This window comes from Micromonospora sp. NPDC049662 (assembly GCF_040675055.1).
Taxonomy (GTDB): domain Bacteria; phylum Actinomycetota; class Actinomycetes; order Mycobacteriales; family Micromonosporaceae; genus Micromonospora.
In genome coordinates this window covers 58,460-82,585 of record NZ_JBFAOC010000002.1, presented here as the reverse complement: position 1 = coordinate 82,585, position 24,126 = coordinate 58,460, and the positions used below count along the sequence as shown (strand labels likewise).

Sequence of the window (24,126 nt, the reverse complement as noted above, 5' to 3'; positions counted from 1 at the left end):
GGAACCGAGGAGCATCCCCGTGAAGTACATGTTGCTGATCTGGAACCGGCCCGGCTTCACCGAAGGGCTGACCGAGGAGGACCGCACCGCCCTGTTCGGCGAGGTCGACGAGATCATGAAGGAGCTGGCCGAGACCGGTGAGCTGATCGGCGGCCAGGCGCTGGCCGACCCGTCGCAGACGCAGACGGTCCGGCTGGCCGGCGGTCAACCCGAGATCGTCGACGGGCCGTTCATGGAGAGCAAGGAGCAGTTCGCCGGCTACCTGGCCGTGGACTGCGACAGCCCGCAACGGGCCGCCGAGATCGCCGCCCGCTGGCCGGACGTGCGCTACGGCGGCGCGATGGAGGTCCGCCCGATCATGGACGAGGCCGGGACGGAGATGTGACCGACGACCGGACGGTCGAGGATCTGCTGCGCACACTCGCGCCGCAGGTCCTCGGCCTGCTGGTCCGTCGGCACGGCCAGTTCGACAGGTGCGAGGACGCGGTCCAGGAGGCGCTGCTGGCCGCCGCGACGCAGTGGCCCGGGCAGGGCGTACCGGACAACCCGCGCGCCTGGCTGCTCACCGTGGCGACCCGCCGGCTCACCGACGAGTGGCGCAGCGAGAGCGCCCGCCGGCAGCGCGAGGTCGCGGTGGCGCTGCGCGAGCCGGCGTACGCCCAGGTGGCGCCTCCGGCGGACGCGCAGCCGGCGGTGCCGGACGCGGACGACACGCTGACCCTGCTGTTCCTCTGCTGTCATCCGGCGCTGGCCCCCTCGGCGCAGGTGGCGCTCACGCTGCGCGCGGTGGGCGGCCTCAGCACGGCCCAGATCGCCCGGGCGCACCTGGTGCCGGAGGCGACCATGAGCCAGCGCATCCGGCGGGCCAAGCAGCGGATCGAGGCGGCTGGCGCACGGTTCGCCATGCCCGGACCGGCCGAGCGGGAGGAGCGGCTGCGGACGGTGCTGCGGGTGCTCTACCTGATCTTCAACGAGGGGTACACGGCGTCGAGCGGGCCGGACCTGCGCCGGGCCGAGCTGACGGCCGAGGCGATCCGACTCGGCCGCGTCCTGCACGGGCTGCTGCCCGACGACGGCGAGGTCACCGGGCTGCTGGCGCTCATGCTGCTCACCGACGCGCACCGGGCGGCACGGGTGGGCGCGGACGGGGAGTTGGTGCCGCTGACGGAACAGGACCGTTCCCGCTGGGACGCCGCCGCCATCGCGGAGGGGGTCGCGCTGATCACCGAGGCGTTGACCTGGTCGCCGCCCGGCCCGTACCAGCTGCAGGCCGCCATCGCCGCCGTGCACGCGGAGGCGGCGACGGCGGCGGAGACGGACTGGCGGCAGATCGTCGCGCTCTACCGGCTGCTGGGCCGAATCGCCCCGAACCCGCTGGTCACGCTCAACCAGGCGGTCGCGGTGGCGATGGTGGACGGGCCCCGGGCGGGGCTCGACCTGCTCGGCCCGTTGGACGCCGACGAGCGCACCGCCGGGCACCACCGCCTCGCGGCCGTGCGGGCGCACCTGCTGGAGCTGGCCGGCGAGCCGGCGGCGGCGCGGGAGGCGTACCTGGCGGCGGCGCGCGGCACCACGAGCCTGCCCGAGCAGCGCTACCTGGAGCTGCGCGCCACCCGACTGGCGGCGCGGCGGTGACCACCGCGCCGCCCGCCCGTCACACGCCGACCGCCGGGCAGCTCGCCTGCCGCGCCGGCACGACCTGATCGATCAGGTACGAGTCGACGGCTCGCCCCACGCACGGGCTCGTGGTGTAGCTGCCGTGCCCCCAGCCCTGGTAGGTGAGCAGCACCCCGTGCCGACCCAACTGCCGGGCCACCGCGCGGGCCCAGGCGTAGCCGCTCGCCGGATCGTGCACGGTGGCGGCGATCAGCAGCGGCACGTCGGTGCGTACCCGCAGCCGGTGCTGAGGGTTGGCGACCGTGGGCGTACCCAGGCACGTGACCAGGGCGAACAGCGCCGGCGGGTAGCGCAGGTCGGGCGCGAGCCGGGCGCTGCGGCGCAGCAGCGCGTCGTACTCGCGGTAGTCGCGGACCGGCAGGCTCCAGTCCTGGCAGAAGACCGCGAAGGGGTACGGGACCACGGCGTCGTCCGCCAGCGTGGTGACGCCCGGCGTCGGGGGACCCGCCAGCTTGTCGATCCACTGCCCGAGCCCCGGCCACCGGTCGGTCTCGTAGAGCCGCTTGTGGGCGAGGCGGCTCAGCTCGAAGGGGGCCAGCGGGGCACCGGCCCGGTCCGGGTCGGTCAGCGTGCCGGCCTCGGCCCGGTCGTGCAGCCCGGCCCAGATGGCCCGCACGTCCCGACCGTGCAGGACGCAGTCGGCGGACCGGGCACACCAGTCGAGGAACTCGTCGAACGCGTCCTCGGCGGCGACGGCCTGGGTGTCGAGGAAGGCGCGGGTCTCCAGGCTGTGGTCCATCGCGGCCTCCAGCACCATGGCCCGCACCCGGTCGGGGTACAACTCGGCGTACCGCTCGCCCAGCAGGGTGCCGTACGAGCTGCCGTGGAAGGTGAGCTGCCGTTCGCCGAGCGCGGCACGGACCGCGTCCAGGTCACGGGCGGCGCTCGTCGTGTCCACGTGGTCGTAGAGCGCGCCGGTACGGGCCCGGCAGTCGGCGCGCAGCAGCGCGTTGTTGGTCAGGGTGGCGTCGAACTGGGCCTGGTCGGCGATCACCTGGGGCTGCCTGGCGAGCAGGTCGCGGGAGCAGCGCACCGGGTGACTGCCGCCGGTGCCGCGCGGGTCGAAGCTGACGATGTCGAACCGGCGGCGCAGGTCGGCGCTGAACCGGGAACTGCCGTTCACCACCCGGTCGACCCCGCTGTCGCCGGGCCCGCCCGGGCCGAAGACCAGGGTGCCCTGTCGGGCGGCCGGGTCGGTGGCGACCCGGCGGGCCAACGCCAGTTCGAAACGCTCCCCCCGTGGCCGGTTCCAGTCGACCGGCAGCGACAGGCTGCCGCACTCGGGCGGGGCCTCCGCGACGGGCGGCTCCTCCTCGGGGGTGTCCTCGGCGCAGGGGTGCCAGTCGATGGCGGGTCGGGCGACGGCCGGGCTCGCCGGGGTCAGGCCGGCGGCCGTGAGGGCCAGGGCCACCGCCCAGCCGACTCCGGATTTGCGTACGCGCAGCATGGGGTGCTGTCCTCTCCTGGAAGGAGCGTTGCTGGTGAAACTCGCCCAGCGGGCGAGGTGGTGCTTCTTCCACCCGGGCCGTCGAGTGGCCGCTCGACGGCCCGGGGCCTCGACACGCGGGTCAGTCGACCTCGCGCAGGACACGTTCGAGCGTGGTCATCCGGGTCTCCATTCCGCCCAGCCGACTGTCCATCGCGGCGAGCAGTCGGGCGTTCTCCGCCTGCGCCTGCGCGGCGGTCTCGGCGAGCTTGCGGTAGTCGTCCGCGCGGTTCGCCTCGTACCGGGCCCGCCGGGTCTTGGCGAGCTGTACGACGGTCACGGTGAACACGCTGATCAACAGGGCGAACACCCCGAACGCGCCGACCACCTCGGTCCAGTCGTGCTCGCTCATGACCGCGCCTCCGGCTGCTCGCCCGAGTCGGGCACGGTGAGCGTCTCGATCGCCGCCGCGATGACCTGGGGGGTGAGTGTGAGCACGAACGGCTCCACCTCGTAGTAGTTCATGGCCTTCCCGTCCTCCGACAACTCCATGCGGGCGGTGACCAGTCCGGCCGCCGCCAGCTTCCGTAGGTGGACCTGCAACAGCGCGCGGCTGATGCCCAGTTGCCGGGCCAGCCCACTGACGTACGCGCGCTCGCGGGCCAACGCGGCGACGACCCGCAGCCGGTGCGGGTTGGCCAGCGTGGCCAGCACCCGGACCAGGTCGTCGCCGGTCGGCGGCGAAGCCGCGCTCATAACCAGCCCTTGCACATGCCAATAGAAGTTAGCAGGTGCGGCGACACGGCGGCGCGGCACGAAGACGGAATCAGGGGGATCTCAGGGTTCGGCGCCCCGGACACGACAGCACGCCGGGCCGGTGATGATCACCGGCCCGGCGTGCGGATTACGTCGTACGTCAGCTCTTGAAGGCGTCCTTGATCTTCTCGCCGGCCTGCTTGAGCTTGGCCGTGGACTGGTCGGCGCGACCCTCGGCCTCGAGCTGCTCGTTGTCGGTGGCCCGACCGGCGCCTTCCTTCAGCTTGCCGGCCGCGTCCTCGGTGGCGTTATTGACCTTGTCGTCGAATCCCATTGCCAACCTCCATCGCAAGCGTCGCTACGAACTCAGAGGTACCCCCGTCGTCACCGGTCCAACCATCGCGGTCGTCACAGTTCGCCAGCGGCCGAACGGAAGCGGCGCAGCCGCAGGCTGTTGGCCACCACGAAGACCGACGAGAACGCCATGGTGGCGCCGGCGATCATCGGATTGAGCAACCCGGCGGCGGCCAGCGGCAGGGCCGCCACGTTGTAGCCGAACGCCCAGAACAGGTTGCCCCGGATGATGCCGAGCGTGCGCCGGGACAGCCGGATGGCGTCCTCCGCGGCGTCCAGGTCGCCCCGGACGAGGGTCAGGTCGGACGCCTCGATCGCCACGTCGGTGCCGGTGCCCATGGCGAGCCCCAGGTCGGCCTGGGCCAGCGCCGGCGCGTCGTTGACGCCGTCACCGACCATCGCCACCGAGCGCCCCTGCGCCTGGAGCCGCTTGACCACGTCCACCTTGCCGGCCGGCAGCAACTCGGCGATCACCTCGTCCACGCCCACCTCGGCGGCGACCGCCCGGGCCACGGTGGTGTTGTCGCCGGTCAACAGGACCGGAGTGAGCCCCAGGGCGCGCAGCCGCGCCACAGCCGCCCGGCTCGTGGGCCGGACCACGTCGGCGACCGCGAGCACGCCCCGGGCCCGCCCGTCCCAGCCCGCGACGATCGCCGTACGACCGGCGGCCTCGGCGTCCCGCACGGCCCACTCGACCTCCGGCGGCACCTCGACACCGCGTTCGCGCAGCAGCCGGACCCGGCCGAGCAGCACGACCCGCTCGTCGACCGTGCCGGTCACGCCCAGCCCTTCGAGGTTGGCGAAGCCGGTCACCCGGGGCAGCTCGCCCGCTTCGGCGGCGGCCACCGCGACGGCACGGGCGATCGGATGCTCGGAGGCGGCCTCCACCGCACCGGCGAGCCGGAGCAGCTCCGCGCGGTCCTCGCCACTGGCCGGCACCACGCCCACCAGGGTCATCCGACCGGTCGTCACGGTGCCGGTCTTGTCCAGCACGACGGTGTCGACCCGGCGGGTCGACTCCAGCACCTCCGGTCCCTTGATCAACACACCGAGCTGGGCCCCGCGACCGGTGCCGACCAGCAGCGCGGTCGGCGTGGCCAGACCCAGGGCGCACGGGCAGGCGATGATCAGCACGGCCACGGCGGCGGTGAACGCGGCGGTCGGACCGGCCCCGGTGCCGAGCCACCAGCCGAGGGTGCCCACGGCCAGGGCGATGACGATCGGCACGAACACCCCGGAGATCCGGTCGGCCAACCGCTGCACCGCCGCCTTGCCGCTCTGCGCCTGCTCGACCAGGTCGGCCATCCGGGCGAGCTGCGTGTCCGCGCCGACCCGGGTGGCGGTGACGATCAGCCGGCCGCCCGCGTTGATCGTCGCGCCGACCACGGCGTCGCCCGGACCGACCTCGACCGGCACCGACTCACCGGTCAGCATGCTGGCGTCCACGGCGGACGTGCCCTCGTCGACGACACCGTCGGTGGCGATCTTCTCGCCGGGACGGACCACGAACCGGTCACCGACGGCGAGCCGGTCCACCGGGACCAGGGTCTCGACCCCGTCCCGCAGCACCGCCACCTCCTTCGCGCCGAGGTCGAGAAGGGCGCGCAGGGCCGCGCCGGCGGTCCGCTTGGACCGGGCCTCGAAGTAGCGACCGGCCAGGATGAACACCGTGACCCCGGCGGCGGCCTCCAGGTAGATGTTGCCGGCGCCGTCGCCGCGGGTGATGGCGAAACGGAACGGGTGCGTCATCCCGGGCATACCGGCGTCACCGAGGAACAGCGCCCACAGCGACCACCCGAACGCGGCGAGCGTGCCGATCGAGACCAGCGTGTCCATGGTGGCCGCGCCGTGCCGCAGGTTGGTCCAGGCCGCGCGGTGGAACGGCAGCCCACCCCAGACGACCACCGGGGCGGCCAGCGTCAGCGAGAGCCACTGCCAGTAGTCGAACTGCCAGGGCGGCACCATGGCCAGCAGGACCACCGGCACGCTCAGGACCGCCGAGACCCACAGCCGGGTACGCGGACCGCGCAGCGGGTCCTGCGGCGGCGGCTCGGCGGTCGGCGGCGTCGGCAGGGCCGCCGTGTAGCCGGTCTTCTGGACGGTCTCGATCAGGTCGTCCGGGGTGACGTCGTCGGCGTACCGGACGGTCGCCTTCTCGGTGGCGTAGTTGACGGTGGCGCTCACCCCGTCCATCCGGTTGAGCTTCTTCTCGACCCGCGCCGCGCACGCGGCGCAGGTCATCCCCCCGATCGCCAGTTCGATCCGGTTCGGCGCCTCGGGCAGCGGTCTGCTGCTGGTGGTGGTCATCGTCCAGTCCCGTCAGTCGTGCCCGTGCCCGGGGGTGCCGTGGTCGGTCCCGCCGGTCGGTGTCGGCTCGCCCGTCGCGGCCGAGGCAGCGCCCGCCAGGATGGTGAACTCGGCGGTGTGCACCTGCCCACCGTGCTGGAAGTCGAGGTAGAGCCGGTAGGCGCCGGCCGAGGGCACCGCAGCGTGGAAGGTGACGGCAGGGCCGGGCGGGGTGCGTCCATCGCCGGGCGTCCCGTCCGGGTGCACGTGCAGGTACGCCAGATCGCCCCGACGCAGCGCCACCAGGTGCCCGTACGCACCCAGGTAGGGCTCCAGGTCGGTGACCGGCTGCCCGGCACGGCTCACCGTCAGGGTGAGCGCCGAGGTCCGGCCGGGCTCCGGCGTGCCGGCCAGGGTGACGGTGTAACCGTCGACGGTGGCGCTGGTCGCCGGGGCGGGCAGCGTCCGCTCGGTCAGCTCGCCGGGGACGGCCACGTCCACGCCGAGGGTCAACGGCTCGCCCCCGGTCGGGGTGAAGTCGGCGAACGCCCGCCACTGCCCGGCGCCGGCCAGCGGGGTGGCGACCCGCCAGGTGCCGTCCGGGGCGAGATCGGGGTGGACGTGCCGGAAGCCGGACAGGTCCCGGCGGGCGACGATCAGGTGCATCCGTCTGTCGTGCGCGACGTCGTACCTGGTGACCGGCTGACCGTCCGGCCCGTCGATCCGGAACGCGAACTGGCCGGCGGGCGCGGTCACCGGTTGGAGCGTGTAGCCCCGGTCGGAGACGAGCAACCCGCCGGGAACGAGGTCGGCCGCCTCGCCGCTCGTGGTGAGGCCCGAGGTGTGGGCGACGTCGGGCCGGTTCTGGGTTACCGGGTCGACCGGGTCGACCACCCGACCGACCCCGTACGCCGCGCCGAAGACCGCCGTGAGACCGAGGGCGAACGCGCCCAGCCTGGTCACCGTGGTCATCGCGGACCTCCGCTCACGCCTCGACGAGGTCGTAGCCGGCCTCGTCGACAGCGGCCCGGACGGCCCCGGTGTCCACGGGCTGCTCGCTGCTGACGGTGACCTGGCCGGTGGCGAGGTCGACCCGCACGTCGCGTACGCCCTCGATCGCGCCCACCTCGGCGCTGACCGCGCTGACGCAGTGCCCGCAGGTCATGCCCTTGACCTGGTACGTCGTGTCGACCATCGGACGTCTCCTCTCGTAGTACCGGTACCCGGTGGGGGTATGCCGGCAGGAACGGACGCTACCATACCCCCCAGGGGTACGCTATCCTCGTCGCCATGACCGCACCCACACCGATCCGCGGGTACACCGCCAGCAAGGACCAACTGCTCGCGCGCCTGCGCCGGGTGGAGGGGCAGGTCCGGGGCATCGAAAAGATGGTCGACGAGGACCGCTACTGCATCGACGTGCTCACCCAGATCTCCGCGATCCAGGCCGCGCTCGACAAGGTGGCCCTGGGCCTGCTCGACGGGCATGCTCGGCACTGCATGCACGAGGGGGCGGCCGAGGGTCGGGCCGACGAGATGGCCAGCGAGATGATGGCGGCCGTCGGCCGACTCATGAAGCGCGGCTGAGCGCCTCACTCCCGCCCGGAATCGAGACGTACCCGGCGCAGCAACTGCGCGTTGAGCGCCACCACGATGGTGGACGCGGACATCAGCACGGCCGCCACCGCCGGGCTCAGCGCCACCCCGGCCCCGGCGAGCACCCCCGCCGCCAGCGGCAGCGCCACCACGTTGTAGCCCGCAGCCCAGGCCAGGTTCTGCCGCATCTTGCGGTACGACGCCCGGGAGAGCCGGACCACGGCCCCGACGCCACGCGGGTCGGACGACGCCAGCACGACCCCGGCGGACTCGATCGCGACGTCGGTGCCCGCCCCGATCGCGATGCCCACGTCGGCGCGGGCCAGCGCCGGCGCGTCGTTCACCCCGTCACCGACCATCGCCACGGTCAGCCCGCGCCGCTGGAGTTCCGCCACCCGGCTGTCCTTGTCGGCCGGCAGCACCTCGGCGAAGACCTCGTCCACCCCGGCCCGGAAGCCCAGGTCGGCGGCGACCGACTCGGCCACCGACCGCGCGTCCCCGGTGATCATGGCAATGGTGCGGACGCCATCGGCCCGCAGCTCGGCGATGGCCTTGCGGGCCTCCGGCCGCACCGCGTCGGTGAGCGCGAACGCCCCGAGCACCGTGTCCGGCAACCGCAGGAGATACAGCACCACGGCACCGCGTGACGACCAGCGGCCGGTCGCCTCCCGCAGCTCGTCCGACAGCGGTCCACCCCGCTCACGCAGCAGGGTCGGCCCGCCCACCGCGTACTCCGTACCGTCGACGATGGCCCGCACCCCGCGACCCGGCAGCGAGCGGAAGCCGCCGGCACGGGCCGGCCCACCGGGTCCGGCCGCCGCCACGATCGCGCGGGCCAGCGGATGTTCGCTGTCGGACTCGACACCGGCGGCGATCCGCAGCGCCTCGTCCCGGCCCACGCCGGGGGCCGTCACCAGGTCGGTGACCTCGTGCGCGCCCCGGGTCAGCGTGCCGGTCTTGTCGAACAGCACCGCGTCGACGGTACGCATCCGCTCCAACGCGAGCCGGTCCTTGACCAGGATCCCGCTTCGCGCCGCCAGCGCCGTGGAGAGCGCGACGACGAGTGGGATGGCCAGGCCGAGCGCGTGCGGGCAGGCGATCACCAGAACGGTGACGGTACGCACCACCGCCTCGTCGGGCTCACCGAGCGCGGTCCAGACCACCAGGGTGAGCACGGCGGTACCGGCGGCCACGTAGAAGAGCGCGGCGGCGAACCGGTCGGCGAGCAGTTGAGCCTGCCCGCCCGAGCGCTGCGCCTGCGCGACCATGCGTTGGATGCCCGCGAGCGCGGTCTCGTCGCCCAGCGCCTCGACCCGGACCCGGATCGCCGAATCGGTGGCGACCGTGCCGGCCACCACCCGATCGCCCGCCGACCGGGCAACCGGGCGCGACTCGCCCGTGATCATCGATTCGTCCAACTCCGCGTCGCCGTCGACGACCCGGCCGTCGGCCGGCACCCGACCCCCGGGTCGGACCAGCACCACGTCGTCGACCCGCAGCCCGTCGACAGGTACGCGCTCGACCCGCCCGTCCGCCGCCACCCGCTCGGCCTCGTCGGGCAGCAGCGCCGCCAGTGCCGCGAGCGCCCCACGGGCCTGCCCGATGGCCTTCATCTCCTGCCAGTGCCCGAGCAGCATGATGGTGACCAGCGCGGCCAGCTCCCACCAGAAGTCCAGGTCGAAGGCGCCCAGGCTGGTCGCCAGCGACGCGGTGTACGCCACGGTGATCGCCATCGCGACCAGCAGCATCATGCCCGGCGCGCGGTCCCGGATCTCACGTACCGCGCCGACCAGGAACGGCCAGCCACCCCAGAGGAACACCACCGAACCGAGCACCGGCCCCACCCAGGAGCGACCCGGCGCGTCCAGCCGGAGCCCGAGCCGGTCCACCACCAGGTCACTGGTCAGCACCACCGGCACGGTGAGCACCAGACAGACCCAGAACCGCCGACGGAACAGGGCCGGGTCGTGCCCGGCGTGCTTGTCGTGCCCGGCGTGCTTGTCGTGCTGTCGGTGCTCGGTGGGTGGCTCAGGCATGACTCCACCATCCGCCGCGCCCGGGGCGGTGTCAGCGGTTCGACTCCCCCGACACGTCCGCACGACCTGCGACCCCCCGCCGCGCTGGTTAGCATCGTCCAGCGATGACCCACCGGATCCCGCCGCCGAGACGGGCGACGGCGCCGCCACGGCGCGGCCCCGTACGGCGCCGACCCGACCACTTCATCACTCTCCGTGATTGCCGGGTCGTCAGGCGGCGAACCGACGCGCTCGTGCCCGCGTTCGTCCGGCGGAACTGAACCGCAGAGGCCGCCGGCACGTACCCCGCACCGGATCGTTGGGAGTCTCGCATTGGGTTCCGACCACAGCCATTCCGCTCGACCCGCCCCGCCCCGGGTACGACGGATCCTCATCGCGACGGTGGTGCCGCTCTTCGTGGCCACCGTCGTCGCCGCCGTGGTGCTGTGGCCACGGGACGGCGCACCGAAGAGCGGCGGTGGGGCGGATCTGCCGCGCCACCACGGCACGGTGACCCGGGTGGTGACCGAACCGTGCCCACCCTCGACGAGCCCGGAGGGCACGCCGAGCGGCGGGCCGTGCGGCACGGTGGACGTACTCCTCGAAGACGGGCCGCGCGCCGACCGGCAGGTGAGCACGCCCGTCCCCGCCGGCCCCGGAGCGCCTCGGGTCGAGGTGGGCGACGACGTCGTCCTGGTCGAGCTGACCGATCCGACCGATCCCACCCTCAGCACCTGGAACATCGCCGAGCACCAGCGCGGGACGCCACTGGTGTGGCTCGTGGGGGTCTTCGCCGCCGCCATCGTCGCGTTCGGCCGGTGGCGGGGTCTGGCCGCGCTCGCCGGCCTAGCCGCCAGCTTCGCCATCCTGCTCACCTTCGTGTTGCCGGCCATCGGCGCGGGCCGGTCACCGCTGCTGGTGGCGGTGGTCGGCGCGGCCCTGATCATGTTCGTGGTGCTCTACCTGACACACGGGGTGACCGCGCAGACCTCCGTCGCGGTCCTCGGCACCCTGGGCAGCCTGGTGCTCACCGGCGTCCTCGCGACCATCGCCACGGCCGCCACCCAGCTCACCGGCTTCGGCAGCGAGGACGCCACCACGCTCTCGATGTTCCAGGCGGAGGTGGACCTGCGCGGCCTGCTGCTCGCCGGGATCATCATCGGCTCACTCGGGGTACTCGACGACGTGACCGTCACCCAGGCCGCCACCGTCACCGAGCTGGCGAACGCCAACCCCGGGCTGGGTCGACGACAGCTCTACCGGGCCGCCACCCGGGTCGGCCGGGCGCACATCGCCTCCACGGTCAACACCATCGTGCTGGCGTACGCGGGCGCGTCACTGCCGCTGCTGCTTCTGCTCACCGCCGACTCGCGCCCCATCGGGCAGATTCTGACCAGCGAGTTCCTCGCACAGGAGATCGTCCGCAGCGCGGTCGCCACCCTCGGCCTGATCGCCGCCGTACCCCTCACCACCGGGCTGGCCGCGGTGGTGACCGCGGCCGGGTCGACGGCCACGCCCGACGCGGACGCCCCGCCACCGCGCCCCCGCGCGGACCGCGCGGAGGCGCTCGCCGCTCTCAGTTCCCCGCCGACGGATCGGGCCGACCGGCCCGATCCACAGCGGAACACACCCCCATCCACCGCCACCACCGGGTGGCCAGAGCCGAACAGGAGCACGGATACGGCATGGTGACACTCCTCAGCGTGACCGGATCGGGCACCCGCCCTGAGAACCGCGTCACTGGTCACTCAACGCCATGGCGAAATGACGCTTTTAGTCGGCATCAGGACGTAGCTCAGGCGGTGGACTCTCGGGTAACCTCGCTGCCGGTCACCGACGAAGGCGCGCAGCGGCGCCTGCGGTGCCACCGCCCAATCGCCAACCGGCGAGCCGGGGACCCAGGTACCTGGGGTGAATCCGCGACAGCGGTAGGGGCCACTTCCGCCCCGAACCCGTCAGCTAACCCGGTCGGCGGTCGACGGAAGGGAAGATTGTGACGGCACCCCTACGCCGCTGGTTGACGCCCGTGGTGGCCGTGTTCGCCGCGCTGACCGTGCTCGCCGGACCCCTCCCGGCCCACGCCGCCCCGACGACCCCCACACCGTCCGGGCACGAGGAGGACGGCGACGAGCCCAAGCTGCTCACCGACGTCATCGAGCAGACCAACCGGGACTACGTGGCGGCCAAGTCCAAACTGGACAAGTCCAAGAAGCGGCAGGTCGAACTCGCGGCAGAGGTCGACCGGGCGAAGGCCGACCTGGCCGCGCTGGCCCCGCAGGTCGCGCAGATCGCCGCTCAGTCGTACCGGACCGGACGGGTCGGCGCGATCGCGATGCTGCTGGAGGCCGACGCCCCGGACTCGTTCGTCCAGCGGGCCGCGGCGCTCGACGAGATGAACATGGTCAACGAAAAGAAGCTCGCCGAGGTCAACGCGGTGAAGTCCCGCGCCGAGGAGGCCAAGCTGGCCCTCGACACCGAGGTCCGGGAGCAGCAGAAGCAGACCGCGCTGATGGCGAAGGACAAGCGCGACGCGGACAAGGCGCTCGCGCTGGTCGGCGGCAAGGGCTTCACCGGCGGTCTGGTGGACGCCACCTCCCCGGTCGCCCGGATCGGCCCGGGTCGCACCGCCGACGGCGACTGGAAGCCCCAGTCGTGCAGCGAGAAGGACCCGACCACCTCCGGCTGCGTCACGCCGCGCACGCTGCACGCGTACAAGGAGGTCAAGCGGGCCGGGTTCAACCGGTTCGTGGGCTGCCACCGCAACGGTGGACCGTACGAGCACCCGAAGGGTCGCGCCTGTGACTGGTCGTTGCAGAAGAGCGGCTTCAGCCCGTGGCACAACGACGACACCCGGATGTACGGCAACAACGTGGCCGCGTTCCTCATCCGCAACGCAGACCGGCTCGGCATCTACTACGTGATCTGGAACCGGCAGATCTGGTTCCCGGCGACCGGCTGGAAGTCGTACAGCGGGCCGTCGAACCACACCGACCACGTACACATGTCGCTGCTCTGATCCGACGCCCAACAGTTCGAGGGCCGTCCCGCGTCGAGCGGGGCGGCCCTCGTCGCGTGTCAGGCGGCGGCGGTCGCGGCCGGGTCGTCCGAGGCGTCGCCGGCCGGTACGGGGGTCACGGGTCGCACCGCCCCGGCGGCGAGCCGGTACGACATCCCCACCACCGCGCACCGCCCCCGCGCCACCTCGTCGGCCAGCACGGGCGACTGCCCGAGCAGCGTCTCGACCGTCTGCGCGATGTGGATGTCGACGATGCCGTCGATGTCGTGCACGCCCTCGGCCGTGGCTCGTCGCAGGCTGGGCAGCACCGCGTCGACCACCGCTGGGAGATGTCCCGGGGGCGCGATGCCGGTGGCCGCCGATTCGCGGGCCGCCTGCACGGCGCCGCAGGAGTCGTGCCCGAGCACCACCACCAGCGGAGCGCCGAGGACGGCCACCGCGTACTCGACGCTGCCCAGCACCTCTGGCCCGGTGGTGTGCCCGGCGGTCCGGACGACGAAGAGGTCACCCAGCCCCCGGTCGAAGATGATCTCGGCGGCCAGCCGCGAGTCGGAGCAGCCGACGATCACCGCGAAGGGGTGCTGCCCGTCCGCCACGGCGGCCCGGTGCCCGGCATCCTGGTTGGGGTGGCGCGGCTCTCCGGCGACGAAGCGACGGTTGCCAGAGACCAGCTCGGCGTACGCTCGGGCCGGCTCGGTGGCGACCGGCGCCTGCTCGACGGTCCGCTGCGTGCCCGGCTGCCCGCCGGGCGTACCGGAACGGCTCATCCCCGCACCTCGTCTCACGCGTTTGACCTGCTCAACGGTCTTTTCAACCGGGCCGGCGGCGGGCGCTGGCTCGCGCTCAACGGTCACACGCACGGCAAGATGCGTCAAGATATGCGTGATTTAGATTTCATACGTTGACCCGGAAAGGCGGCCCCCCACGATGGCGAGCACGACGGCCGGAGGCGGCCGGAACTGGACATTTCTTACCAACCACGGCCATGTGCTGCTCGCCATCGCCCGCGACCCCACCGCCCGGCTCCGTGATGTGGCGGCGGAGGTGGGCGTCACCGAGCGGGCCGCCCAGGCCATCGTCGCCGACCTGGAGGCCGAGGGTTACCTGCACCGCACCCGGGTGGGGCGGCGCAACGAGTACACCCTCAACCCCGCCGGCCGGTTCCGGCACCCCGCCGAGGCCGAAGTGCAGGTCGGTGACCTCCTCGCGCTGTTCACCCCCACCCCCGGCGACGACACTCCCTGACGACCGTCGTGCGCCCCGATGTCGGCCGGCGTCGCCGGGCCGCTGCGCGACGCGGCGCAGCGGTAATCTCTGCGGGTGCGCGAATGCCTGCCGCCGAGCGCGACCGAACCACCCCGCCGTACCGTCCGCGCTGTCCTCAATGGAACGATCGCGACCCTGCTCGGGATCACCCTGGTAGTGGCCCCATGCGTCTCAGCGGCAGCGGCGGCACCCGTCTGCGGCCCGCCCGGTGAGGACGGCCTGGTGGAGATGCCGTGGGCGCTACATCGGCTCGATCCGGTCTCGGCCTGGCCGATCTCGCGAGGCGCCGGGGTGACGGTGGCGGTCATCGACTCCGGGGTCTCGGCCATCCACCCCGCCCTGAAGAACCAGGTTCTCCCCGGGCGCGACTTCAACAACCTGACCGACAACCGAGGCCAGTGCGACCTGGCGGGCCACGGCACGATGGTCGCCGGCATCATCGCCGGCCAGGACGGCACCGGAGCGCCGTTCAGCGGTATCGCCCCGGCGGCCCGCATCCTGCCCATCCGGGTGCTGCCCAACGCCAAGGGCACCAACGACGAGGCGCTGCCCGGGCAGATCGCCGCGGCCATCGACTGGGCGGTCGACAACGGCGCCGACGTGATCAACCTGTCCCTGGTGACCCTGCCCCGACCCGAACTGGCCCGGGCCGTCGAACGCGCCCTCGCCAAGCGGGTGATCCTGGTCGCTGCCGCCGGCAACCGGCAGGAGACACAGGAGGACAAGCCGGCGTACCCGGCCGCCTACCCGGGCGTCATCGCCGTCGCCGGCGTGGACGAGCAGGACGGGCACGTCGGCACCTCGGTCAGTGGCAGCTACGTCGACGTCGCCGCGCCGGGCCTCAACATCGTCGGCCCCGCGCCCGGTGGGGCCGGCTACCTCCCCGAGCCGGCGGGTGGCACCAGCTTCGCCGCCGCGTACGTCTCGGGGACGGCGGCGCTCGTCCGGGCCGCCTACCCGGACCTCACTCCGGAGCAGGTCGCCGACCGGCTGGAGCGTACGGCGGACAACCCGCCGCAGGGCCGCAACGCCGAGGTCGGGTACGGGGTGGTCAACCCGTACCGGGCGGTGTCGAGCCTGCTGGGCACCCGCACCAACCCGCCGGTCGGCGCGCTCGCCCCGCCCGCCTCCGCAGCCGATCCGCTGAGTTGGCAGCGCACCGCGGCGATCTGGGCGGCCGTGGTCGGCGCCCTGCTCACCGTACTGCTGCTGATCACTCGGCCGATCGTGGCGCGGGGCCGCCAACGCGGCTGGCGTGCCGGCCGCCGCACCGACCAGCCGGTCGCCGGCTGAGCCCGGTCACGGCGCTGATGCGGTCTACCTCACCAGCGCCGTGCCGCAGCGCTCAGCGCAGGATGCCGGAGGTGCCGCCGCCGTCCGCACCCCACACGTCCTCGTCCTCTTCCAGCCAGGTGTTGCGGGCGCCGTCCTCCTCGCCGTAACCGGCACCGGTACCCGCGCCGGCCAGGCCACCGGCGCCGCGCGCGCCCGCGCCACGCCCCCCGGCGCCCGTCGCGCCGCGACCGGCGCCGCCGCGGCCCGCACCGCCGCCGCCACCGGCGACGCCACCCATACCGGGCGCCATGCCACCGGCCAGCTTGCCGCCCGCGCCGAGCCGACCACCGGCACCCCGGCCGCCACCGCGACCGGCACCCGCCGCGCCGCCACCCATCATCGGGCCCACGCCCGGGGAGACCGCCCGACCGAGCGCGCCGCCACCCGCGAGAGCGCCGACGCCTCCCCCGGCGCTACCCAGGCCGCCACCGCCGCCGAGCCCGGCGGAGGAGCCCAGGCCACCGGAGCCGAGGCCGGAGCCGAGCCCGGGGGAACCGCCACCGCCCGCGCCCGCGAGGCCGCTGCTGAACTCGTCGTCCACGCCGGGTACACCGCCGGTGCCCGGGTAGTCGCCCGTGCCGGGGGTGTCGTACCCGCCGGAGAGGTCGGGGTGGGTGCCGGACCCGCTGGGCAGGTTGCCGGTGCCCGGCAGGCCGCTGGTACCGATCGAGGGGGTGGCACCGAGGCCACCACCGCCGCCACCGCCGCCGAGCTTCGGCACGCCACCGCCACCGCCACCGCCGCCACCACCGGTGTCCAGGTCGGGAATCTCGGGCTGCGTCGCCTTCTCTGCAGGGTTGTAAGCGTCGCCGGGGGTGCCGGGGGCTTTGGCCTGGTAGTCACCGCGCACCTGCTCGTAGACCCGGGCAGCGTCCTCCGACTGGTCGTTGATCCAGTCGGCGATGGCGGTCACCGGGTCGAACCAGCCCAGGAAGTCCGGCGAGACCTTCGCCTCGAAGAAGCCCACCCCGAGGGTCAGCTTGGCGTTGCGCGCCTCCAGCACGTCGTTGACGCAGGTCGCCGGGATCGGGAACTCCCGCTGGGCCTTGGTGAGATCGTCGGCGGCGGACTTGAGCGACTGGACGATGCCGTTGCCCTTCTCGGCGTCCGCCACGATGTGCCCGGTGTCCTTGGCGATCTGCTCGACGTGACCCTTGAACGCCTCGTACGCCGGGCCCTTCCAGGTCGTACCCAGATCCTTGATGTTGGACTCGAGGCTCTGCTTGACGTTGTTGAGATTCTTGAGCAGTTGCTCCCAACCGAGGGCGGCGCTCTCCACGTCACCCGGCCGGCCGTCGATGACGACCTTCTGGCACATCTCTTCCCAGCTCAGGCCCATCTGCTGTCCTCCCCCGTCCTAGCGTCCGTCGCCGTTGCCGGCCACGTCGCCGAAGACACGCTGCATCTCGGCGGCGGACATCCTGTTCTGCTCCTCCGCCGTCTCGTAGTTCTGCTTGACCTGGCGCAGCGCCTCCGCCGCGTCGTACAGGCTCTGCGAGAGCTTGCGGACACCGGACTCGGTGCCCTGGTAGAGCCCCTGGTGCTTGGCGGCCAGCCGGGCCGCCCAGTCGAACCCCCCGAGCGGGCTCGGCTGGCCACCGGCTCCGCCCGCCACGCCGCTGGCCGCCCCACCCATCAGGTCCTGGATGTCGACCATGTCGTAGGAGAGCTTGTTCAGGTACGCGGCGTGGGTCTCCAGCCAGGTGATGGCCGAGTCCAGGCTGGTCGCGTCCCACTCGGTCTTGACGCCGGCCTCACCGGGCGCGGCGATCAGGCCCTCCGGCGTCGCGGCGTGGTTGACGTTGTCGAGTTCCAGGCCGGTCACGGCGAGGCCCGACGTCGGTATCCCGCCCACCGGAACCGGGATGTAGAGGTCGTCGTTCACGTACCGTTCCGGCTGGGTGGTCCTGTCGTCCGTCATCGGTCCCCTCCCCGAAACCCTGACTGGTGGTGTGCGCTCACTGCTGCTGGTGTGGGCCCGGCGACGGCGGGCCCGAGCCCGGCCAGCCGGACCCGGCCGGCGGTGTCGCCGGAGCGGTCGGCGTCGGCGGATAACCCTGGGTGGGATGGCCGGGCGGCGGGTACCCCGGGCCGGGCTGGCCCGGTGCCGGGCCGTACCCCGGGCCGGGCTGCTGCGGCGGGCCGTAGCCGGCCGGTGGCGACTGGGTGGCGGGCCAGCCGGGTGGCGGCATGCCGGGTGCGCCCGGGTACGGGCCGACGGCCGCCGGCGGCGTGCGCCGCTTGCGGCGTCGCAGCACCACGAACAGCACGATCAACCCGATGATCGGTACGCCGAGGCAGAGTCCCAGTTGGACGATCGCACCGGCCTTGTTCGATACGCCGAACTCGACCGCCGGGCCGTCGTCCTCACCCGGTCGGGTCGCGCGGCCGGGGCCGGTCGGGCCGGCCGCCTCGCCCTTCAACAGGGGGTTCGCCGTCACGGTGGGTACCGAGCGGGTCAGGGCGGCGACCGGGTCGACCCGGCCGAAGCCGAACTGCGGGTCCCGGCCGGCCGGACCGGCGTCGCGAGCGGTCTCGATCAGGCGGCTGATGACATTGGGCGCGTCGAGCTTCGGGTACTTCGCGCGGATCAGCGCCACCACCCCGGAGATGATGGCCGCCGCCGGACTGGTGCCGCTGGCTACCGTATATCCGTTCGGCGAGACCGCCTTGGGCGCCGGGGCGATGATGCTCTCCATCGGACTCGCGAGGACGGTCTCCGGGCCCTGCACCGAGCCGGAAGAGAAGCCGCCCCGCTTGTCGAATCCGCTGACGGCGACGACGCCGGGGATGTTGGCCGGCGCGATGACCTGGCGGTCGCCCTGCTCGGTGTTGCCGGCGGACGCCACCACCACGACATCCTTGCTCAGCGCGTAGTTGATGGCGTCCACCAGCTCCGGCGGAGCCGCCCCCTCGTCGCCGAGCGAGAGGTTGATGATGTCGGCACCATTGTCCGCGGCCCACCGGACGCCCAGGACCACGTCCTGGCCGTCGGAGTCGGCACCGGTCGAGACCGGGAGGATCTTCGCGGCCGGGGCGATGCCCAACTCGTGCATCGCGCCACCGCCGCGCCCGGCGATGATGCCGGCCATCGAGGTGCCGTGCCCCTTGACCTTGTCGTCGTCACGCCGGCCGTCCGAGGCCGCAAGGGGGTTGGTGCCGTGCCCCGCGAGCACCTGACCGCGCAGGTCAGGATGACTTGCCTCGACTCCGGTGTCGACGACGGCGACCACTACACCCGCACCCTTGGTGATCTGGTGCGCGGCGGGGATCTTGAGATAGTCCAGGTACCACTGAAGGCCACGGACCGTGTCAGCGGCCCGGGCCGGCGTCGGCGCGACGGTCACCGCGGGGGCCAGCGCGGCGCACAGCGCCAGCGCGGCCGCGCCCACGGCCCGTGTCGATCGGAAAGGCTTCCCCGTACGCATCGCTCTCCCGTATCTCGCCGACGCCAACACGATGCGGCTCCGGCCCGGTCGAGCCGGACCGGAGCCGCATCGGTGATTGTGTCAGCCCCACACCTTGGAGTTGCTCATCTCGGTGGAGACGTAGTTTTCGCGGGCGATGCCGACGGCACCACCGATCTCGTTCAGGATCCGGTTGATGTCCCGGACCGACGAGTCCCACTTCGCCTGGTGCTGCTCGTAGGCGGTGCGGTCCTCGCCCTCCCACTCGAGCTTGGACAGCATCGACCGCAGCGTGTCCAGCTTCTCGTCGATGGTCTTCGAGATGGCCTGCATCTGCTGGTTGCTGCTCTCGAGGACCGCGTAGTCAACCTTGATCGTCACGTTTTCCTCCTCTGCTGGCTACGGATCACGGGTTGAGAGCAGAGTGGAACTTGTCCAGCATCTGCTGCTGCTCCTCGTCGTTGACCTGGTGCGTCGTACCCGACTTGTCGAGCAGGTCCGCGATGTTGTCCATCGCGGTCAGCAGACTCACGGTGTCCTCGTTCCAGCGAGCCATGAGCGACTGGAACCCCGTGGACGCCTGACCCTTCCACGCCATGGCCAGGTCGTCGACCACGTTCCACAGCTTCTTCAGCTCACCGTCGACCTCGCTGCGCGTGGACCGCACGTCACTCGCGGCAGTATGCAGACTCGCAGCTGAGACCTCGAACGCCATGCTTCACACCCTTCCGTCATGTTGTGTGGCTGCGGCTTTGCCGCGCCTCTCCCCCGCGGCAAGGCAGCAACACCCCACCGACGGACACTCCACCAGAGACGGTAGCGGAATCCGTCCAGCCACCGCAGCCCTGACCGGGACGGTTCGATGGATGATGGTGGATCGGACCGGTGGGACGACCCGTACGGACCACCCGGACGGCTCGATCAGGCCGGCTCGGACCAGGCGGTCTGAATGAGCTGCTGACCGTCGCGCCGCCGCACGAGGGTGCCCCGACCGGGTGGCTGCGGGCTCGGACGCAGCGTGCCGAACACGGCGCCCTCCTCCCGGTTGCCGGACATCAGCAGGCCGGGCGAATCCAGCTCACGCAGGCGTTGCAGCACCGGCTCGTAGAGCGCCCGCGCCACGCCGCCGACCCGGCGGGTGATGATCAGATGCAGGCCGATGTCCCGGGCCTGCGGCAGCAGCTCGTGCAGGGCGCTCAGCGGGTTGCTGCCACCGGAGGCGACCAGGTCGTAGTCGTCGACCAGGATGTACAGGTCCGGACCCTTCCACCAGCTGCGGTCCCGCAACTGGGCGGTGGTCACGTCCGGGCCCGGCAGACGGTTGGACAGCGCGCTGCGGATCGAGGCGAGCCCCTGCGCGAACGCCTGGTTGGACGGCGCGTAGTCGAGCAGGTGATCGCCCTCGACCGCGCCCAGCAGGCCCCGCCGGTAGTCGGCGATCACCAGCCGGGCCTGGGCGGGCGTGTACCGCTCGGTGATGCCCCGGGCGATGAGCCGCAGCAGGTTGGTCTTGCCGCACTCGGCGTCGCCGAAGACGGTCAGGTGCGGCTCGTTCGCCAGGTCCAGGTAGACCGGCGCGAGCGCCGACTCGTTGACACCGATCGGCAGGCCGGGCGCCGACCGGTCGATGATGCGCGCCAGCTCGGGCACCGGCAGCCGGCGCGGCAGCAGCCGTACCTTCGGCGCGGGACGCCCCGGCCAGTTCGCCGCCACGTGTCCGGCGAGCGCGATCGACGCCTCGCTCAGGTCCTCGATGTCGCGCCGACCGTCGATCCGCGAGATGGCCGTCAGGAAGTGCAGCTTGTCCCGGGTCAGGCCGCGACCGGGCGACTTCTCCGGCACGTTCATCGCCGAGCGCCGGTCGATCTCGGACTCGGCGGCGTCGCCGAGGCGCAGCTCCAGCTTGGTGCCGAGCAGGTCCCGCATGTTGATCCGGATCTCCGCCCACCGCACCGCCGTGAGCACGACGTGCACCCCGAAGCCGAGGCCCCGGTTGGCGAGCGCGGTGATGGTCTGCTCCAGCTCCTCGTAGTCCTGGCGCAGCGTGTTCCAGCCGTCCACCACCAGGAACACGTCGCCGAACGGGTCGTCGGCGAACTCGCCGGCCGCCCGCCGACGTCGGTAGCTCGCCACCGAGTCGATGCCGTGCTGGGCGAAGCGTGTCTCCCGGTCGTCCAGCACCGCGACCACCTCGGCCACCGTGCGGCGCACCGCCTCGACGTCCCGTCGCCCGGCCACCCCGGCCATGTGCGGCAGCCGTTCGAGGCTGCGCAGCGCGCCACCGCCGAAGTCCAGACAGAAGAACTGCACCTCGCGGGACGTGTGGGTGAGCGCCAACGAGGCCAGCAGCGACCGCAGCATGGTGCTCTTGCCGCTGAGCGACCCGCCCACGATGACCACGTTGCCGCCCGCGCCGGCCAGCTCGACCATCATCGGATCGCGGCGCTGCTCGTACGGGCGGTCCACCACGCCGACCGGCACCGTCAGGCGTCCCCGGCCCGGCCAGGACGCCGTGCACAACCCGTAGGTCGGGTCGACGGCCAGCGGGCCGAGCAGCTCGCCCAGGCCCGGTGGGTCGGCCAGCGGCGGCAGCCACACCTGGTGAGCCGGTCGGCCCCGCCCCTTGAGCTGCTCGATCAGCACGTCCAACATCGCCACGGCCTTGCCGTCGGTCGGCTGCTCCGGCTCCGGCGCGGTGTCCACCGACACCTGCGGAACCTGCGCGGGGATGAAGTTGACGCCGTACGGCACGATCCGGCGCTGCACGAGGGCCTGTGACGTGGAGGCCTGCTGGCCGGGCGCCCGGTACGGCCCCGAGACGTACGCGGCCCGGAACCGCAGCATGGTGTTGGTGTCCGTCTTCAGGTAACCGTGCCCCGGCGCGCTCGGCAGCTCGTACGCGTCGGGTACGCCGAGCACGATCCGGCTCTCCACGGCCGAGAAGGTCCGCAACCCGATCCGGTACGACAGGTGGGTGTCCAGACCCCGCAGCTTGCCCTCCTCCAGCCGCTGCGAGGCCAGCAACAGGTGCACGCCCAACGACCGACCCAATCGGCCGATCATCACGAACAGGTCGATGAAGTCCGGCTTCGCGGCCAACAACTCGCTGAACTCGTCACAGATGATCAACAAGCTCGGCATGGGCGCCAACGGTTCCCCCGCCGCACGCGCCTTCTCGTACTCGAACCGCGAGACGTAGTTGCCCGCCGCCCGCAGCAACTCCTGCCGCCGTACCATTTCGCCGGCGAGCGCGTCACGCATCCGGTCGACCAACGGCAGCTCGTCCGCCAGGTTGGTGATCACCGCGCTGGTGTGCGGCAACGCCTCCAACGAGGCGAACGTCGCGCCGCCCTTGAAGTCCACCAGGACGAAGTTCAGCTCCTCCGACGAGTGGGTCACCGCGAGCGCGGCCACCACCGTACGGAGCAGTTCGCTCTTGCCGGAACCGGTCGCGCCGATGACCAGGCCGTGCGGGCCCATGCCCTCGTGCGCGGACTCCTTGAAGTCCAGCTCGACCACGTTGCCGTCCGGGCCGACACCCAGCGGGATGCGCAGCCGGTCGCGGTGACCGCGCGGCCGCCACGTCTGGTGTACGTCCACCGCCGCGGCGTCGCCGACGCCGAGCAGGTCCGGAAGCTCCATGCTGCGGGCCAGCGGCTCCTCGTTGCTGGTCTGCTGCTGCGACAGCCGGTACGGCGCGATCTGCCGGGCCAGCCCTTCGGCCGCCTCGGCGGAGAGCCGGTCGGGCCGGCCGAGACGCGAGGTCGAATTGCCCCGGATGAGGTCGAGCGCGTTGCCGTCGCCCGCGTCCAGGCAGAGCAACCAGCGGCCGGCGTCGCGCGGCACCGTCCCGGACAGGTCGATCAGGGTGACGCCGAGCAGACCCTGACCCACCAGTTGGCAGGTCGGGGAGATCTCGCCACCGTCAACCACCACGACGAGGTGCGGCGCGGTGGTCAGCGGCTTCGCCTCGGCCGCGAAGCGGGGTCGCCCGGCCAGCTCGGCGGCGAGGGACTCCTCGGCCTCGGCCAGGCTGGCGAAGACCAGACGACGCGCTCCGGCGGCGTCCGTCCGGCCACTGTGGTGGGCGTGCGGCAACCACTTCACCCATTCCCAGACCGGCTGCCGGTCGGGCGCGGCGACCACCGCGACCACCAGGTCGTCGGGGGCGTGGAAGGTCACGAGCTGGCCCAGGGCCGCCCGCGTCAGGTCGAGCACCGGGTCCCGGTCACCGCGCAGCACCACCCGGCTGAACGCGCGGACCGACAGCGCGGTCGGCAGTTCGGGCACCGTGGTGTGCGCGCGGACGAACCGGCGCAGCGCGATGGCGCTCATCGGCTCCAGGTCCTCGACCGGCTTGGTCTCCGGGGGGACGATCTCCACGGCGAGCCGCTGCGGGCCCATCGCGATCCGCGTCTCGCCGAAGTCCGGCTCGGTGATCCGACGCTCCCACAGCCGACGGGACGCCGCGATCGACCAGAGCGCGTCGGGCTCGGGGTGCCGCCAGTCCATCGCGTCCCGCTGCTGGGCAGCCGCACGACGGGTGCGCTTGCGCATCTGCGCCAGGTAACGCATGTAGTCGCGGCGGTCGGCGTTCAGCTCGGCCTTGTCGTTGCCGCCGTTGCCGAGCGAGCCGATGGCCATGCCGAGCATCGACACTCCGAACAGGCCACCGGCGACGTACGTCATCATGCCGCTGCCCCGACCGGCGTAGAGGAACGCCATCGCGCCGACGCCGCAGACCATCGGCAGGATCATGAGCAGCTGCCCCATCCCGCGCGGTGTCGGCTCGGGCAGCTCGGGCGGGGACTCCAGCACCACCTCGCCACGCGGCAATGCCGGCCCCGGTTGACGCGGAGGTCGGCGGAACACCACCGTGCTCACGGCTGTCTCCTCCCCAGAAGCGGCCCTGCCGTCGTGCCGACGCGACGCGAAGCTCGCGGGTGGGCACTGTACGTGCCCGTCATCGTAGGTAATCTCCCGTGGGCGCGG

22 protein-coding genes and 1 riboswitch are annotated in these 24,126 nt (G+C 72.7%); of the genes, 7 read left to right on the top strand and 15 right to left on the bottom strand.

What is annotated here, in order from left to right; translation table 11 throughout:
* The first annotated feature begins 28 nt into the window (after window positions 1-28).
* Window positions 29-385 (top strand): YciI family protein, encoded by a 357-nt coding sequence (locus tag AB0J36_RS02225; protein WP_357124669.1) that lies wholly within the window; start codon window positions 29-31, stop codon window positions 383-385.
* Entirely contained in the window at window positions 382-1,635 is a 1,254-nt protein-coding gene (locus tag AB0J36_RS02220) for a DUF6596 domain-containing protein (RefSeq protein ID WP_357124077.1), read from the top strand. The genes AB0J36_RS02225 and AB0J36_RS02220 overlap by 4 nt, the downstream gene beginning before the upstream one ends.
* Window positions 1,636-1,654: 19 nt before the next feature.
* On the opposite strand, the gene AB0J36_RS02215 is transcribed toward AB0J36_RS02220, so the two are convergent.
* From AB0J36_RS02215 to AB0J36_RS02185, 7 genes are all read right to left on the bottom strand, one after another.
* Window positions 1,655-3,124: an alpha/beta hydrolase gene (locus AB0J36_RS02215; RefSeq protein ID WP_357124074.1), complete on the bottom strand. Its 1,470-nt coding sequence runs from the start codon at window positions 3,122-3,124 to the stop codon at window positions 1,655-1,657.
* A gap of 121 nt (window positions 3,125-3,245) precedes the next feature.
* Complete coding sequence (locus tag AB0J36_RS02210) at window positions 3,246-3,515, bottom strand: hypothetical protein (RefSeq protein WP_357124071.1); 270 nt, start codon at window positions 3,513-3,515, stop codon at window positions 3,246-3,248.
* Entirely contained in the window at window positions 3,512-3,859 is a 348-nt protein-coding gene (locus tag AB0J36_RS02205; protein ID WP_357171964.1) for a helix-turn-helix domain-containing protein, read from the bottom strand. The genes AB0J36_RS02210 and AB0J36_RS02205 overlap by 4 nt, the downstream gene beginning before the upstream one ends.
* A gap of 160 nt (window positions 3,860-4,019) precedes the next feature.
* Window positions 4,020-4,193, bottom strand: coding sequence for a CsbD family protein (locus AB0J36_RS02200; RefSeq protein ID WP_278150219.1), 174 nt, complete (start codon window positions 4,191-4,193; stop codon window positions 4,020-4,022).
* Window positions 4,194-4,267: 74 nt separating this feature from the next.
* Entirely contained in the window at window positions 4,268-6,520 is a 2,253-nt protein-coding gene (locus tag AB0J36_RS02195; RefSeq protein WP_363660043.1) for a heavy metal translocating P-type ATPase, read from the bottom strand.
* A gap of 12 nt (window positions 6,521-6,532) precedes the next feature.
* A complete protein-coding gene (locus tag AB0J36_RS02190; protein WP_357171966.1) occupies window positions 6,533-7,471 on the bottom strand; it encodes a hypothetical protein in 939 nt (312 codons plus the stop codon).
* A 13-nt stretch (window positions 7,472-7,484) separates the two neighbouring features.
* Complete coding sequence (locus AB0J36_RS02185; protein ID WP_357124057.1) at window positions 7,485-7,694, bottom strand: copper ion binding protein; 210 nt, start codon at window positions 7,692-7,694, stop codon at window positions 7,485-7,487.
* Window positions 7,695-7,789: 95 nt separating this feature from the next.
* Between AB0J36_RS02185 and AB0J36_RS02180 the strand changes: the two genes are divergently transcribed.
* A complete protein-coding gene (locus AB0J36_RS02180) occupies window positions 7,790-8,086 on the top strand; it encodes a metal-sensitive transcriptional regulator (RefSeq protein WP_355235159.1) in 297 nt (98 codons plus the stop codon).
* A gap of 5 nt (window positions 8,087-8,091) precedes the next feature.
* Here AB0J36_RS02180 and AB0J36_RS02175 read toward each other — a convergent pair whose 3' ends face one another.
* Window positions 8,092-10,131, bottom strand: a complete 2,040-nt coding sequence (locus tag AB0J36_RS02175) for a copper-translocating P-type ATPase (RefSeq protein WP_357393110.1) — start codon at window positions 10,129-10,131, stop codon at window positions 8,092-8,094.
* 312 nt (window positions 10,132-10,443) lie between these two features.
* Here AB0J36_RS02175 and AB0J36_RS02170 point away from each other — a divergent pair, with 312 nt between their 5' ends.
* Window positions 10,444-11,802: a YibE/F family protein gene (locus tag AB0J36_RS02170; RefSeq protein WP_357124050.1), complete on the top strand. Its 1,359-nt coding sequence runs from the start codon at window positions 10,444-10,446 to the stop codon at window positions 11,800-11,802.
* Between the two features lie 166 nt (window positions 11,803-11,968).
* Window positions 11,969-12,100: riboswitch (cyclic di-AMP (ydaO/yuaA leader) on the top strand.
* A 3-nt stretch (window positions 12,101-12,103) separates the two neighbouring features.
* On the top strand, window positions 12,104-13,126 hold the full coding sequence (locus AB0J36_RS02165; RefSeq protein ID WP_357124047.1) for a hypothetical protein: 1,023 nt from the start codon (window positions 12,104-12,106) through the stop codon (window positions 13,124-13,126).
* A gap of 59 nt (window positions 13,127-13,185) precedes the next feature.
* On the opposite strand, the gene AB0J36_RS02160 is transcribed toward AB0J36_RS02165, so the two are convergent.
* Window positions 13,186-13,893 (bottom strand): carbonic anhydrase, encoded by a 708-nt coding sequence (locus tag AB0J36_RS02160; RefSeq protein WP_357124043.1) that lies wholly within the window; start codon window positions 13,891-13,893, stop codon window positions 13,186-13,188.
* 160 nt (window positions 13,894-14,053) lie between these two features.
* Between AB0J36_RS02160 and AB0J36_RS02155 the strand changes: the two genes are divergently transcribed.
* The gene (locus tag AB0J36_RS02155) at window positions 14,054-14,371 is read left to right on the top strand and encodes a MarR family winged helix-turn-helix transcriptional regulator (protein ID WP_357124040.1); all 318 of its coding nucleotides are present in this window, start codon (window positions 14,054-14,056) and stop codon (window positions 14,369-14,371) included.
* Between the two features lie 75 nt (window positions 14,372-14,446).
* The gene (mycP, locus tag AB0J36_RS02150) at window positions 14,447-15,685 is read left to right on the top strand and encodes a type VII secretion-associated serine protease mycosin (RefSeq protein ID WP_357124037.1); all 1,239 of its coding nucleotides are present in this window, start codon (window positions 14,447-14,449) and stop codon (window positions 15,683-15,685) included.
* 52 nt (window positions 15,686-15,737) lie between these two features.
* Here the strand turns inward: mycP and AB0J36_RS02145 are convergent, their stop codons facing one another.
* The 6 genes from AB0J36_RS02145 to eccCa all read right to left on the bottom strand — a co-directional run bounded on the left by AB0J36_RS02145 (window position 15,738) and on the right by eccCa (window position 24,018).
* Window positions 15,738-17,066, bottom strand: coding sequence for a hypothetical protein (locus tag AB0J36_RS02145; RefSeq protein WP_363660042.1), 1,329 nt, complete (start codon window positions 17,064-17,066; stop codon window positions 15,738-15,740).
* An 18-nt stretch (window positions 17,067-17,084) separates the two neighbouring features.
* On the bottom strand, window positions 17,085-17,648 hold the full coding sequence (locus AB0J36_RS02140; RefSeq protein WP_234590012.1) for a hypothetical protein: 564 nt from the start codon (window positions 17,646-17,648) through the stop codon (window positions 17,085-17,087).
* Window positions 17,649-17,685: 37 nt separating this feature from the next.
* The gene (locus tag AB0J36_RS02135) at window positions 17,686-19,119 is read right to left on the bottom strand and encodes a S8 family serine peptidase (RefSeq protein WP_363660041.1); all 1,434 of its coding nucleotides are present in this window, start codon (window positions 19,117-19,119) and stop codon (window positions 17,686-17,688) included.
* A gap of 117 nt (window positions 19,120-19,236) precedes the next feature.
* Entirely contained in the window at window positions 19,237-19,515 is a 279-nt protein-coding gene (locus AB0J36_RS02130) for a WXG100 family type VII secretion target (protein WP_007454922.1), read from the bottom strand.
* Between the two features lie 25 nt (window positions 19,516-19,540).
* A complete protein-coding gene (locus tag AB0J36_RS02125) occupies window positions 19,541-19,849 on the bottom strand; it encodes a WXG100 family type VII secretion target (protein ID WP_357124028.1) in 309 nt (102 codons plus the stop codon).
* 206 nt (window positions 19,850-20,055) lie between these two features.
* Window positions 20,056-24,018, bottom strand: coding sequence for a type VII secretion protein EccCa (gene eccCa, locus AB0J36_RS02120; protein ID WP_363660040.1), 3,963 nt, complete (start codon window positions 24,016-24,018; stop codon window positions 20,056-20,058).
* Window positions 24,019-24,126: the final 108 nt, after the last annotated feature.